General features: G+C 33.9%; 10 protein-coding genes. 5 read left to right on the forward strand and 5 right to left on the reverse strand.

Annotation, left to right across the window (positions count from 1 at the left end):
• Window positions 1-86 precede the first annotated feature (86 nt).
• Window positions 87-665, forward strand: coding sequence for a Uma2 family endonuclease (locus tag H6F32_RS01085; protein WP_190367489.1), 579 nt, complete (start codon window positions 87-89; stop codon window positions 663-665).
• Between the two features lie 43 nt (window positions 666-708).
• Here H6F32_RS01085 and H6F32_RS01090 read toward each other — a convergent pair whose 3' ends face one another.
• Both H6F32_RS01090 and H6F32_RS01095 read right to left on the reverse strand, forming a co-directional pair.
• Window positions 709-2,007: a murein transglycosylase A gene (locus H6F32_RS01090; RefSeq protein ID WP_190367490.1), complete on the reverse strand. Its 1,299-nt coding sequence runs from the start codon at window positions 2,005-2,007 to the stop codon at window positions 709-711.
• 84 nt (window positions 2,008-2,091) lie between these two features.
• Window positions 2,092-3,408 carry a proton extrusion protein PcxA gene (locus H6F32_RS01095; protein WP_190367491.1) on the reverse strand — a complete coding sequence of 439 codons (1,317 nt, stop codon included), beginning with the start codon at window positions 3,406-3,408 and terminating at the stop codon, window positions 2,092-2,094.
• Window positions 3,409-3,463: 55 nt separating this feature from the next.
• Between H6F32_RS01095 and H6F32_RS01100 the strand changes: the two genes are divergently transcribed.
• The 3 genes from H6F32_RS01100 to H6F32_RS01110 all read left to right on the forward strand — a co-directional run bounded on the left by H6F32_RS01100 (window position 3,464) and on the right by H6F32_RS01110 (window position 7,577).
• On the forward strand, window positions 3,464-5,635 hold the full coding sequence (locus tag H6F32_RS01100) for a recombinase family protein (RefSeq protein ID WP_190367492.1): 2,172 nt from the start codon (window positions 3,464-3,466) through the stop codon (window positions 5,633-5,635).
• Window positions 5,636-5,835: 200 nt separating this feature from the next.
• Entirely contained in the window at window positions 5,836-6,435 is a 600-nt protein-coding gene (locus H6F32_RS01105) for a nucleoside triphosphate pyrophosphatase (RefSeq protein WP_190367637.1), read from the forward strand.
• A gap of 185 nt (window positions 6,436-6,620) precedes the next feature.
• Window positions 6,621-7,577: a cation diffusion facilitator family transporter gene (locus tag H6F32_RS01110; RefSeq protein WP_190367493.1), complete on the forward strand. Its 957-nt coding sequence runs from the start codon at window positions 6,621-6,623 to the stop codon at window positions 7,575-7,577.
• A 92-nt stretch (window positions 7,578-7,669) separates the two neighbouring features.
• On the opposite strand, the gene H6F32_RS01115 is transcribed toward H6F32_RS01110, so the two are convergent.
• Entirely contained in the window at window positions 7,670-8,020 is a 351-nt protein-coding gene (locus H6F32_RS01115) for a YkgJ family cysteine cluster protein (protein WP_190367494.1), read from the reverse strand.
• Window positions 8,021-8,204: 184 nt separating this feature from the next.
• Between H6F32_RS01115 and psb30 the strand changes: the two genes are divergently transcribed.
• Entirely contained in the window at window positions 8,205-8,336 is a 132-nt protein-coding gene (gene psb30 / locus H6F32_RS01120) for a photosystem II reaction center protein Ycf12/Psb30 (protein ID WP_190367495.1), read from the forward strand.
• 53 nt (window positions 8,337-8,389) lie between these two features.
• On the opposite strand, the gene recJ is transcribed toward psb30, so the two are convergent.
• Both recJ and H6F32_RS01130 read right to left on the reverse strand, forming a co-directional pair.
• Complete coding sequence (recJ, locus tag H6F32_RS01125; protein WP_190367496.1) at window positions 8,390-10,483, reverse strand: single-stranded-DNA-specific exonuclease RecJ; 2,094 nt, start codon at window positions 10,481-10,483, stop codon at window positions 8,390-8,392.
• Window positions 10,484-10,653: 170 nt separating this feature from the next.
• Window positions 10,654-14,472, reverse strand: coding sequence for a type I polyketide synthase (locus tag H6F32_RS01130; protein WP_190367497.1), 3,819 nt, complete (start codon window positions 14,470-14,472; stop codon window positions 10,654-10,656).
• Window positions 14,473-14,489: the final 17 nt, after the last annotated feature.

The following is a 14,489-nucleotide window of genomic DNA, read 5'->3' on the forward strand; positions in this document are numbered from 1 at the left end:
TTTTATTTCAAAGAAGTTCTGATTTTAATCTGTAATTCTTTAGCCGAACAAGAAAAAAAGGAAAGCTCTTTAGGAGGTAAGGAACCATGATCGCAGCCAAAGAAAATTTCGCCACCCTAACCCCCGAAGAATATTTCATTTGGGAAGAACAGCAACTAGAAAAACACGAACTGATTGACGGTCAAATTTACGCCATGAGCGGCGGTAGCAAAAATCATAGCTTACTTAGTGCTAGATTCATCACATTATTTACTAGTCATTTAGAAGGGAGTGGCTGCGACACCGCGACTTCAGACCTAAGAGTTAATATTGCTGGCACAAATAACTACACCTATCCAGATGTCAGCGTTACCTGCGATGATCGGGATAAAACCACAACCGAACATATTACCTACCCATGCTTAATTGTTGAAGTTCTCTCAAAAACTACTGAAGCCTATGACAGAGGCGGCAAATTCAGAATGTATCAAAATAATCCCGTCTTAAAAGATTATTTATTGGTTAGTTCCACTGCGATGGAAATAGATTTATATCACAAAAATGATGTGGGACAATGGATGATTATTAATTATGGAGAAGGTGACACTATTGAACTAAAAAGTATCAATCTCAGCTTCCCCATTGAACAAGTTTATCGAGGTCTAAACCTCACCCCAGAATCTTAATCTGATTAAGGTACATTACGCGATCGCTCACCCTAAATCATAGCTATTTACCTTTCAACAATAAATAAAATAATTGCCCATTACTCACAGTTAAACCTGCCCTTTCTCCCGCATCTTTACCGGTTCCTAAAAAGTAATCTACCCTCCCTGGTCCTTTAATTGCCCCTCCCGTATCTTGATCTAAAACGTAACGACTAACCAGGCGATATTCCACCTTTTTACTATTATTAATATAGGGAAAAGGAGCGCGAATTAATGCTAATGCACCGGGAGGCATTAAAGATTTATCCGTAGCTATAGAACGTTCTGGAGTCACAGGTACACTAATAGAACCTTGGGCTGGTCTACCATGAGTTTCATGAAAGAAGACAAAACTGCGATCGCGGGGAATATAAACATTCAAATCTTGGGGATATTTCCGAAAATAATCCAAAATTTTAGGCATATTTAACCCCTCTAACGCAAATTTTCCATCTTCTACTAATGACCTACCTAAACTAGTATAACTATAGGCTGTATTCCCTGCATAACCAATAGTTGTTTCTGTACCATCTGTTAATTTTAATCTTCCCGATCCTTGAATTTGAATCATATAAGGTTCAAGTCTATCTCTAAACCAAAATAACTCTAATCCCTTTAATTTTCCCTTACTACCTTGTAAACCATCTGCCCCTTCTAATTCTAATCTGGTAGGATGAGGTTTAGCCCAAGAACCTAAATCATTTGGTGCGCGATAAGCAGGATAAATAAATTCTTTTGTCCGTTGACGACTGGCTACATAAACTGGTTCATAATAAGCTGTAAATAACACAGTTCCTTGATTATCTCTACCCACAGATTGATAATAAACAAACTCTTTGTCGATCATTTGCTGTAATTCTAAAGGTGATTTTGTAGTTAATACAATCTCCCGAAATCTCAACAAACTTTTAATTACTCTTTCTTGACTAATTTCTGTACCATTGTATCTTTTATAAGCCTTGACAGCCCGGCCAGTTTGGAGATATTTTAAACTATAATCAATTGCCGTTAATAATTGTTGCCGATCTTTTTCATAAATGGCATTATCCAAACAAGAACTATCATATTCACAACAGGTAACTGGTAATCTGGAAATCAATATAGGAGGTTTTTCTGGTTTTGGTTTTTCTTGTTTCTCATTAGGTAAAATTGGTAAATTCCATTTACTTAATTGACATTCTGGAGGAATCATCTTAGTAATTTCATTCAGAATTTGAATTTGATAATTTAGAGGAGTTACCCAACTTAACCAACTAGATAAAAATACAGGTAAGCCTATAGTAAACTGAGTAAATTGAAAAGTAAATTTTTGCTTATTCATGGTAATTAAAAGTTGTAATTTAAAACTAATTTAAAAAGATGTTCAGATCCCCGACTTCTTGAAGAAGTCGGGGATCTTTATTTATTACTCATTCATGTTATGATAAGTTGCCACAGCCGAGGGAGAAATACGGTTTAAATAGCGGAAAATCCAATATTTGAAGATGGTATCTAAAATCACGGGAAATGTGGCAATAAATAGGAAAATAAAATCACGATTTGCTGGTAAACCTAAATGTCTTGATATCCCTTCTAAAATTACTTCCCAACCATGAGGAGAGTGAAAACCTACAAATATATCAGTAAATAAAATGATAATAAATGCTTTGGCACTATCACTTAAACCATAGACCACATGATCAAAAAACTCTTTAAGAACAGCAATAGATGACTTACTAACTAATAATAACCAGGTAAAAGCAGAAACAGCAAACATATCCGCAAATACATTTTTTACAGCATTAGCACTTTCCCATTTGAATTTTTCGGCTAATTCCTCGGCTTTTTCTACTAATTGATGTTCTATATCTTTTTCTTCTAAAGGAGGTGCATCTATAATTAAATTTTGAAATTTAATTTTTTCTTCAAATCTTTGTAATTCCATTAATGCTTCTTCTTCCATTTCTTCATGGAGAAAAATTTGGTCTGCTGCTGGTTTTCTAAAATGATCTACTAAAGGTCCAACTATCACTAATTTTGATAATTGATGTGTTAATAGCGGCACAATAATTAACAGTAAAATAAATCTTACTGCTAATACACTACGTTTTTGAGATTGACGAAAATTCTTAACTACATCTTCTTCAGATTCCGGATCTAGTTCTACTTGTAATCTGCTAATTGTACTTAAAATTGAACGGGGTAAAATTCCTGTACTGTCAGCTTTCCCTTTAGGTTTATTAGGGGAATTAGTAATAGTTTTTTTCCGTGTAGTTTGGGTATTTTCAATGAAATCTTTAGGAATAATTACAACTTGAGAATTGACATTCTGCTCATTTTGCCCTATGTATTTATTTGTGTATTTAGCCGTAATTTCATCTATGAACTGTAATTTTTCTAAAATTATTTCTGCACTGGAATAGGTTATATTTGCTTTTATTGCTGCTTTTTGTTTAGACTCATTGGCAAACCAACGACTCGCTTTAAACTCTGTTAATCGCATTTCTATGGTTTTCAATAATGTTCTTAAGTCTCCTTGAAAATATTCTAGTACACTAGGACTATAGTTAGTTGATTGAGAGTCTATTTTATTACCATTAAAATGCTGATCTTCTATCTCTTTGATTTTAATAGCTGCTTGATATGCTTCTATTAAAGCTCGTTCTGGTGTTAGTAAATACCATCTGTAAGCAGACAGCAGGAAAGGGTATATTTTCTGACTGAAGAATGTATTTTTCAGCATGGAAGACTATTCTCTGATTATTCAACTTAATTTAACTTAATTTAACGCAAAACGTATGGTTAAGGATTGTTTTTGGATTTTTGGTACTAGTGGAAGTGGAAAAACTTCGCGTTTAGTAGATCAATTTTGTCATTGGGTGGAAAATGCTGATTTATCTTATCCTAAAAGGTATCATAATCAACAAAATTTTGCCAATGTGAAAAGTTCTGTTAAAACTTCTCGTTTACACTATGGAGAATCTGGTATTTTACTATTAGCAGCTAATGACGATAATCGTCGAGAATTGGTTGATAAAATTCTCTACAAAACAGCAGGAAAATATCCCATTCGTGGTAAAACGCCTTTAGGTTTTTTTCAGGATGAGGTAATTTTGTTTTGGCCATTATTAGTGGAATCATTAGGATTAAAAGCACAATTTCCAGTAAGATTACGTCCGGAAACAGAACAGGAATTAGCTACAAAATTCTGGCGTTCTCGTTTAGATACGGAAATTTTACGGTGTGTGAGTATGAGTGAATACCGTTTAGTAAGAAGGATGTTAGATTTATGGCAATTAGCAGCTTATAGTGGTACTCCTTGTACAGAAATTAGCGGTGTTTTAGCCAATGCTTTAGTAGATTATTCCTTTAATATAGATCCTCAATTTGTGGGAAGTTTGTTACTAAGTTGGCGAAATTGGTGTTTAGGCAAGGGTTTATTAACCTATTCTTTGATTACTGAACTTTATGATCAGTATTTATTACCTAATGGTGGTTATCAGGAACGTTTAAAAAATCGTTATTGGGCAATAGTAGCAGATGATGTAGATGATTATCCCGCTATTACTAAGGATTTATTCGATTTTTTGCTAAATAATGATGCAGTAGGGGCGTTTAGCTATAATTGTCATGGTGCGGTACGTTTGGGTTTAGGTGCTGATCCTGAATATTTACAAACATTATCTGAATATGAAGGTTGTCAAATTGAACATTTAATGATTCCATCTAGGGAAAGTTTAAGGTTAGAATTAACTCGACCAATGATAGATTTAGTAATTAATAATAATGTCCTTGCTAGTTTACCATCTTGTGTAAAATCTATTCAAACTATTTCCCGATCGCAGTTATTAAGAAAGACGACTGATATTATTATTGATGGTGTGAAATCTGGTCAAGTCTCTCCAGAAGAAATAGCGATTATTGCCCCTGGTCTAGATGCGATCGCTCGTTATACTTTCCTGGAAATTCTCGGTAAACAAAAGATTGATGTGCACTCTTTAAATGAACAATTACCATTAATTAGTTCTCCGGTAGTTAGGGGATTACTAACATTATTAACCTTAATTTATCCGGGATTAGGAAGATTAGTAAATCGAGATGATGTTGCCCAAATGTTAGTCATATTAAGTCAGGAAAAAATACAAGATGAAGATGAACAAGAATTTTCTGCATCAAGTATTGATCCAGTACGCGCTGGTTTAATAGCTGATCATTGTTTTATTCCCCATCCCGAAAATCCCCATTTATTACCTTTAAAAACTTTTGAAAGATGGGATAGAATTGGTTATGCTGCTAGTAAGGCTTATCAAGATATTTTAGGATGGATAGAAAAGCACAAATCTCCTGATCAAAAAAGACTTTTATTAACACCTGTATTCCTAATATATGAAGGGATGCAGAAGTTTTTCTGTGAGGATAAAAATCCTTCTTATCAAACTCTTTCTGTTTTGCGAGAACTATTAGAAAGTTCCCAGCATTATTGGGAAATAGATACTAGATTAAAACAAACAGATCATCAGTTAATCTCTTTACATACACCTCAAACAATTAGCAAAACAATTGGCGAATTTATTCAACTTTTACAACAAGGAACTATTACCGCTAATCCCTATCCATTACGCCCTATTGGTAATGGTAGAAAAGCCATAACTCTAGCGACAATTTTTCAATATCGTGCTAATAAAAAACAACATCGCTGGCATTTTTGGCTAGATATTGGTTCTCCTCTTTGGGGTCAGGGAGGATCAGCTACTTTATACGGTGCAAATTTCTTTTTAAGACATAGGTTAGGTGTACCTTGGACGGCTGAAAATGAAGAATTAGCCCAAACACACAGAATAGAAAGAATTATTCATGATTTGTTATCTCGTGTTGATGAAAAGTTGTTTTTGTGCCATAGTGAATTGGCGGTTAATGGACAAGAACAAATAGGTCCTTTATCACCTTTGATTTATGCTTGTGAGGAATAGCTTGATGTATGATCAAGACTTACGTAAAAGGCAACAAAAGTAGGGTTAATTCATGAATTACCCCTACTTTCTTTCTGTTGTGTGTAAGTCCTGTTATGCTACATTATTGATCAAATATGATCATAAAATAACAGGTAAAATATCTGTATTAATAACAGGCAAGATGCCTATACTACGATTGTTTAAGGTTGTTTATCATGATGAAAATTCCTAATTTTGTCCTGGCTTCTGCTTCCCCAGCACGTAAAAAGTTATTGGAAACTGTGGGTATTAAACCTATTATTTGTGCTAGTGATTTTGATGAATCTCAAATTAATATTACTGCTCCACAGGAGTTAGTTAATACTCTAGCTCAATGTAAAGCACAAACTGTGGTTTCTCAATTTCCATCATGTTTAATTATGGGTTGTGATTCGGTTTTGTCTTTTGATGGTAAAATTTATGGTAAACCAGAAAATGCGGAGGATGCTATCAATCGTTGGAAGTTTATGCAGGGTAATTTTGGTGATTTGTATACGGGACATTGTTTAATTGATAATACTAGTAATCACGAAATTTCCCAGGTTATTAAATGTCAAGTTACTAGGGTTTATTTTGGCAAAATGAGCGATCGCGCTATTTCTGCTTATATTAATACTGGTGAACCTCTCAAATGTGCAGGAGCTTTTGCACTGGAAGGTTTTGGTAGTTTATTTATAGAAAAGATCGAGGGTTGTCATAGTAATGTGATTGGTTTAAGTTTGCCATTATTTCGACAAATGTTAGCTGAATTAGGATATGAAGTTACTGATTTTTGGTAGATGAAAAATAACTGTAAAATTTGTGATAATTTACCAATATCACATAAATTTATAGTAGGGTGCGTCAGATATCAATAATATGTTATTTACATTATTTATCCTATCTGATGCACCCTAGACTAAATTTTTCCTGTGACTTGATCCAGAATAATTGTTGAGTTTTGATATTTTTTAATTTTCATTGTATGAAACAAAAACACGATCACGAACATCATATCCATAAACATGGACATCACCATAATCACCACAGTCATGGACACGAATCTACAAAATTTAATCGGGCTTTTGCTATTGGTGGAATACTTAATATATGCTTTGTAATTGTTGAGGCACTTTATGGTTATTTAGCACATTCTTTGGCTTTATTTGCTGATGCTGGCCACAATTTGGGTGATGTTTTGGGACTGATCCTGGCCTGGGGCGCTAGTACCCTTGCCCATCGTCCTCCTAGTCATCGTTATACCTATGGTTTACGCGCTTCTTCAATCTTAGCTGCTTTAGTTAATGCCATTATTCTACTTTTATCTATGGGCGCTATTGCTTGGGAAGCTATTTATCGCTTTAATGATTCTGATCCTGTATCTGGTATAACTATGATTGGTGTGGCTTGCATAGGAATTATAATTAATGGAATAACTGCTATTATGTTCGCTTCTGGACGAAATCATGATTTAAACATTCGTGGAGCATTTTTACACATGGCTGGTGATGCGCTAGTATCTTTAGGTGTTGTTATAGCGGGTATTGCTATTTTAATGACTCAATGGTTATGGCTTGATCCTTTGGTAAGTTTAATTTTGGTGGTAGTTGTAGTAATTGGTACATGGGATTTACTGAAAGATTCTGTAAATTTGGCATTAGATGGAGTCCCAGAGGGAATTGATCCCCGTGCTGTTAAAAGTTATTTAATGGAGCGTCCTGGAGTTGTGAAAATTCATGATCTGCATATTTGGGCAATGAGTACCACTGAAACTGCTTTAACGGTGCATTTGGTAATACCTCAAGGTTATCTGGGAGATGCTTTTTTATGGCAAGTTTCTCAAGAACTTGATCACCATTTTGGTATTAAACATTGTACTATTCAGGTGGAAACTGGTGATTCTCAGTATCCTTGTGTTTTAGAACCAGATCATCTTGTTTGAGGGTTATCAATTAATTAAAAGTTATCAGTAAAAACACTTTTGCATCTTTACTGATATTTGATATATAGTAGATTTAATAGTTAACTGTTAACCTATATTCCCACAGCTAGATTAAATCTAATCATTTCTAAACTGCGATCGCCATAATTTGACTCTATTTGCTGACGACAACAATCTATGGCAAAATCATTTAACTCTTCTGGTTCGATCCCAAACATATCCATAAATGTTTCTTCTTCAACACGACAGAATAAGGGACGATCATCGTATATGCGACATTCTCTCGTTTCATGATTAAAGTTAATACACCATCCATCTTTTCCTACCATGCTTAAATATTTTTCTAAGTCGGGCGGTGTAAGATAATACTCTAATTCCGGGCGATCGCTGGGAGTCAAGTTACAACAAGCTCCACAATTCTTTACACATTGCCAAGTTGCCATTTGTTTAAGATTCCTATACTTTTGTAAAGTAAATTGAAGTAAATGAAGTAAATTGAAGTAAATTAAATTTGAGAAGTTGTGGCCAGATATGATAGATTTTTCTGTAATTAGCCTAACAACTAGCTATTAAATTTTTACCAATTTTTTAGCAATTTTTTTTAATCCTGGGAGGATCAAAGTAAAAATGGACGCAATAACCGGTATCTTAGGTAACATTGACTTTCAAGTAATTTTTCAATTGACCTGTTTAGCATTAATTGTCATTGCTGGACCTGTGGTAATCTTTTTGTTGGCATTTCGCAACGGCAACCTATAATTAGGTGATTGGTAATGGGTAATTGGTGATGGGTATGTCCTGTTTTCCAATTACTATTCATTACCTGCTGTTAATAAGGCTTGTAAAGCAGCTTGAATAATTGCATCATACTGAGGTTGAGATAAGTTGACTTGTTTAGCATTTTCTCGACTTAAACCCAATAAACCTGTTTTTTCTCCTGGTTGCATAACTAATACTTTGCCTTGACTATTTTTAATTCTTAACTCGTTAGTAACTCCATTATTATAAATACCACAACTATATTGAGTTTGGTGATGTTCAAATTTTACGTTTGGTAATTTGCTGGGATGACTAAAAAGTTGGATGATATAATCTGGTAACTTAAATCCTATTAATTCTAATTCAACAGAAATTTTACCATTATAATTATTTTCTCGTAGTTTATAGGCGATATCTATACGTGGAGGTAAAGGAAAATAGTCACGCGATCGCCAAAATATTCCCTGAATTGGTTGGTCTTTATTTTCTTGAACTACAGTAAATTTAATATGAGCTTTAATATGACCTTTTCCCACTAATTGCTGTTCTAATACATGAACATTATTTGTCGAAAATATGGGATCAGGGTTATCTATTCCACAGGGATGGAGAACATTTAACTCTTGATATAATTGATAATTAATATCATGTAAATTAATTTGGGTATCTATTTTTAAAAGTGGTTTTAGATGGTGAATTTCTAAACATTGATTAGCAAATTTTGATAATCTTAACCGAAAATCATCTAAATTATTAGCAGGTAAAGAAAAACCTCCTGCGGCTTGATGACCACCATATTTACCTAACAAGTCATCACAAAATTGTAAAGCCTGAAAAACATGAAATTCTGGTATTCCTCTAGCAGAACCGCGAATAATATGATCATGTTCATAAGTAGCAATGAAAACCGGAACTCCATAACGTTCTAATAACCGAGAAGCGACAATTCCAATTACTCCATGATGCCAATTTTCTTTAATTATTAATAACACGCGATCCTGTGGTAATGATTTAACATATAATTCCTCTACAATAGCGATCGCTTCCTGTTCAATTTCTTCACATAAACGCTGTCTTTCCGAGTTAGTTTGTTCACATTGCATAGCTTTTGTTAAAGCAATACCCAGATCATCAGTAGTTAATAAATCTATAACAATTTGGGGATCTCCAATTCTACCAATAGCGTTAATTCTTGGACCTAATTTAAAACCGATATCTTCCGGTTTTAATGTTTGATTATTATGTTGATTATTTGGAGTGGTTAAATTTGTTTCTCCCGTATCACTACTTTGGACTCCAGCCACTTGAATTAAGGCTTGAATGCCTGGTAAACTGCACTTTGGTAAATATTTTAGACCACGTTTTACCCAACGACGATTAACACCAGTTAAAGGGGCTAAATCAGCGATCGTACCTAAGGTGAATAAAGACAATAAAGGAGCGACTAAACCCTTAATTTCCCCTAATTGTTGAGCGATAGAAACAGCTAAAATATAGGCAACTCCCACGCCCGCAATACCACGATAGGGAGAAGATTCATTAATTAATTTAGGGTTAAGAATAGCATCAGCAGGAGGTAATTTTGGCGGGATATCATGATGATCAGTAATAATAATTTTTAAGCCTAATTCCTTAGCTTTATTAATAGGTTCAAAAGCAGAAATACCATTATCAACAGTGAGAATTAACTGGACATTTTCATCATAAAATTCTTGAACAATGCGGTTATTAATGCCATAACCATCCTTCATCCGACTGGGAATAGCATAATCTACATTAGCGCCTAAAGCGCGAAGACTGCGTAATAATAAAGCCGTACTAGTCATACCATCTGCATCATAATCTCCACAGATAGCAATTTTAGAATTATTAGCGATCGCATTTTCTAATAATTCCACACTGATAGCTAAATCAGGGAAATCGTCAAAAGGAGAAGGTAAATTTAAACTATCAGGATTTAAAAATATTTGGGCATTTTCAGGAGTTTCTAAACCGCGATTAATTAATAATTGGGCAATAATGGGAGAGATATTATTTAAAGTAGCTAATTCCTGGGATAATTGGGGATAAGAAGGATAAATTTGCCAACGTTGATTAGGTAAACGGCGTTGCAACCGAGGGGATGTTTCCAGAGATTCATTTAACATATTAGGTAATTAGGAATATAATTGATTAGATACCGGACTTCTTTAAGAAGTCCGGTATCTGAAATTCTCCAAGATTTATCAAGATTGATAATAAACCAACAGTACCATCAGGACGAATAAATAAAGATCTGTTTTTGAAAAAGTCGGGTATCTGATAAATTACTGATAAATCATTTTAAACCCAAAGCAATCTTTTCCCAAACAAATTGTAAATTATTACTCAAAAAAGAACCGTGATTACCACTAACCATATAAGATTGAGAATTATTAGTAGTATATGCACTCCATTTAGCCATTTCTTCAGGAGTAATTTCCGTATCTTCTAAACCTCCAATAGCAAACATAGGACAATTTAGAGGCCGATTTTGAGAATATTTTTGATTATAACTCAACAAAATCTTAATATCTGCCCTTAACCTACTAGAAATAATATTCATCACATATTCATCAGATTTTAAAGCATCAGGAACACCAGAAACAGATAAAAATTGTCTGAGAATTTCATCTTCCGAAAGTTTTGATAACTCAGGCATTTTTGCCATTAAAGCACCAGGAGTTAAAGCACCTCCCACATAAAAACTTACAGGTTGTACACCATATTTTTGTTTTAATAAATGTGCTAGTTCAAAACCAATAAACGCCCCTAAACTTGTTCCCCAAAAAGCAAAAGGTTTATCTAAATAACCACAAATTACTGATTCTAAAGATTCCACAACATCTATAAAATTGGTAAAAACAGTAGTTTTAATTTCTCCTTCTCTTCCTGGTAATTCAATGGGAATTACTTCAATTTCTAGGGGTAAATTATCTGACCAGTCACGGAATACATAAGCAGAACCTCCCAATTCATGAAAACAGAATAACCTCAATTTTGCCGCATTTTTAGGTTTATAATAGGCAATTAAATTAGGGATTTCTACTTTTGGAACTTTTGGAATAGGAGGATTTATTGTTTGTTGAATTGGTTGTTGTCCTTTATTTCTCAACCTATTAATTCTCAAAGTTTCTAACTGTTGAGACATAATAGCTAATTGTTGCTGTAATAAATTCTCAGGAATCTTTCTATTTACTTTAGGTGTTACTTGTGGTGTATTGACTGGTATATTTACTGGTGTATTGGTGGTATTATTGGCAGTAACTAATGGTTGTACAGGATGATTAGATTTCATACCATTACCATTTGTAGTAGATATTAATGGTATTTGTGGTTTTTTCTCAGCGATATCTACCCAAAAAGATTTTCTATAAAAAGCATAAGTTGGTAATTCCAACTTACAACGAGAATAACCAGCATCAAAACCTAACCAGTCAATAGTAACGCCTTGTAGATATAACTTACTAAGACTTTGTAATAATTGTTGCCAATCTGCATTTTGAGGACGTAAAGAAGGCAACCATAAACCATAATTTTCGGGTAAAGAAGCAGGTAAACATTGCTTTCCTAAACCTAATAAAATTGGTTTAGCACCTATTTCTAAAAATACCTCATATTCCTCATTAAAAAGACTTTGCATACTTTGACAAAATCTCACTGGGGCAATGATATGATTTACCCAATATTCAGCATTGGTAATATTATCATCAGCGCGTTTTCCTGTGACATTAGAAATAACAGGAATTTTAGCTTTATGATAAGTAATCTCCGCAGCTATTTTTCTAAAATCATTTAAAATAGGCTGCATTAAAGGAGAATGGAAAGCATGGGAAACTTGTAATTTAGTGCTTTTAATTCCTTGTTTTGTTAAAGTTTCACAAATATCATAAATAGCAGCATTATCACCAGAAATTACTACACTTTCAGGAGCATTAAAAGCCGCAATACTCACTTGATCATCATACTTTGCTAAAAGTGGTTTAATTTGATTTTCTGCTGCCATTAATGATACCATTTCACCTGTTGGTGGTAAATTTTGCATTAACTTTCCGCGATGGGCAATTAATTTTAAACCATCTTCCAAACTGAAAATACCTGCTATACAAGCTGCTACATATTCTCCCACACTATGACCCATAACCACATCGGGTTTAATACCCCAGGACTTCCATAATTGTGCTAAAGAATATTCAATGGCAAATAACGCAGGTTGAGTATATACTGTTTCATCAATTAAGTTATTTGTGGTTGAGGATGGAGAATAGATAATATCTAACAAAGGTATTTCTAAATACTGTTTTAATATCTCTTTGCATTGTTCCAAAGATTCACGAAAAACAGCATTTGTTTCATATAATTGTTTAGCCATCCCCACATATTGGGAACCTTGGCCAGTAAATAAAAATGCTATTTTAGGAGTAGTACCATTGGTAGGAATTTGATCATAAAAAATATTCGGTGTTTCAATTTCTCGATTATTTTCTAACTGTTTTAATTTAGTAATTAAGTCATCATTACTATCAGCAACTATGGATATTCTATGATTAAAATGAGCCCGTCCAGTATTAGCAGTAAAACAAATATCTGCTAGGTTTAATTGAGGATTTGCTAATAAATGATTTTGGTAACTGGTAATTAAATCTTGTAAAGAATTTTCAGTTTTTGCAGAAATTGTGAATACATGAAAAGGACGTTGAATAGAATTTTGCGCTGGAGTTTCTGGAGTAAATTCTTCTAAAATTATATGGGCATTTGTACCACTAAAACTAAAGGAACTAACACCAGCAACGCGGGTTTTTTGCACATCTGGATTAATTTCCCAAGGAACAAATTTAGTATTAACTTGCACTGGTAAATTCTGCCAATTAATGAAAGAACTAGGATTATGAAAATGTAAAGAAGGGGCAATTTGTTGATGTTTTAATTGTAAAACAACTTTAATTAAACCAGCAATTCCCGCACCAGCTTCTAAATGGCCAATATTACTTTTTACTGAACCCAATTTTAGAGGATTTTCTAAAGTGTGACTTTTACCAAAAACCGTACCTAAAGAATTAACTTCAATGGGATCACCTAAAGCAGTTCCCGTACCATGTGCTTCGATATAACTAACATTTTCGGGACTAATTCCACCACTTTCTAATGCTTTACGAATTACGGCTTGTTGAGATGGTCCACTGGGAACTGTTAAACCACTGGTATGACCATCTTGGTTGACTGCACTTCCGCGAATTACTGCGAGAATATTGTCATTATTTCTAATAGCATCAGAGAGTCTTTTAAGAACAATAATTCCGCAACCTTCACTTCTCACAAAACCATCAGCGCTATTATCGAATGTTTTACATCTTCCATCGGGAGCAAGCATTTTAGCTTTGGCGAAATTCACTGTTACTTCTGGTGTAATAATGCGATTTACTCCCCCAGCTAACGCAATATCACTTTCACCATTTCGCAAACTTAAACAAGCTAGGTGTACCGTAACTAAAGAAGAAGAACAAGCAGTATCTACCGCTAAACTAGGACCTTGTAAACCTAAAATATAAGAGATTCTTCCCACAGCACTACTATGAGAATTTCCTGTACCAAAATGGGAATTTATTTCGCTAGTATCTTGATTTAATAAAAGTTGAGAGTAATCATTACTAGCAATTCCTATAAATACACCTGTTTGAGTTTTAGCTAGTTGTTGGGGATTAATTGCGGCGTTTTCTAATGCTTCCCAAGTAATTTCTAAAAGTAAGCGATGTTGAGGATCTAATGCTTTAGCTTCTTTAGGAGATATCGAAAAAAAACTAGGTTCAAATTCTTTTAGTTTATCTACAAAACCACCATAACGGGTGTAAATTTTACCGGGGACTTCTTTATTTGCATCATAATAATCATCAACATTCCATCTATCTTGAGGAATTTCTGTAATAGCATCAATACCATTTTTTAAAAGTTGCCAAAAAGCATCGGGGTTATCAGCGCCAGGAAATCTACAACCCATCCCAATAATAGCAATAGGTTCATTTTTGGCTTTTTCTAATAATTGTAATTTGGCTTTAGTTTCGCGTAATTCTACTAAAGCCTTTTTCATTAATGCCGTGTTATCTAATTTTGGTTGATTCATGGTTTTTTAGATGTAAT

Source organism: Anabaena sp. FACHB-1237 (genome assembly GCF_014696225.1).
In the GTDB taxonomy this organism is placed as follows: domain Bacteria; phylum Cyanobacteriota; class Cyanobacteriia; order Cyanobacteriales; family Nostocaceae; genus FACHB-1237.

What these genes read in the sequence shown, in the direction of transcription:
- H6F32_RS01085 (WP_190367489.1), top strand. Translation starts at nt 87, where the DNA reads ATGATCGCAGCCAAAGAAAATTTCGCCACCCTAACCCCCGAAGAATAT.
- H6F32_RS01090 (WP_190367490.1), bottom strand. Translation starts at nt 2,007, where the DNA reads ATGAATAAGCAAAAATTTACTTTTCAATTTACTCAGTTTACTATAGGC.
- H6F32_RS01095 (WP_190367491.1), bottom strand. Translation starts at nt 3,408, where the DNA reads ATGCTGAAAAATACATTCTTCAGTCAGAAAATATACCCTTTCCTGCTG.
- H6F32_RS01100 (WP_190367492.1), top strand. Translation starts at nt 3,464, where the DNA reads ATGGTTAAGGATTGTTTTTGGATTTTTGGTACTAGTGGAAGTGGAAAA.
- H6F32_RS01105 (WP_190367637.1), top strand. Translation starts at nt 5,836, where the DNA reads ATGAAAATTCCTAATTTTGTCCTGGCTTCTGCTTCCCCAGCACGTAAA.
- H6F32_RS01110 (WP_190367493.1), top strand. Translation starts at nt 6,621, where the DNA reads ATGAAACAAAAACACGATCACGAACATCATATCCATAAACATGGACAT.
- H6F32_RS01115 (WP_190367494.1), bottom strand. Translation starts at nt 8,020, where the DNA reads ATGGCAACTTGGCAATGTGTAAAGAATTGTGGAGCTTGTTGTAACTTG.
- psb30 (WP_190367495.1), top strand. Translation starts at nt 8,205, where the DNA reads ATGGACGCAATAACCGGTATCTTAGGTAACATTGACTTTCAAGTAATT.
- recJ (WP_190367496.1), bottom strand. Translation starts at nt 10,483, where the DNA reads ATGTTAAATGAATCTCTGGAAACATCCCCTCGGTTGCAACGCCGTTTA.
- H6F32_RS01130 (WP_190367497.1), bottom strand. Translation starts at nt 14,472, where the DNA reads ATGAATCAACCAAAATTAGATAACACGGCATTAATGAAAAAGGCTTTA.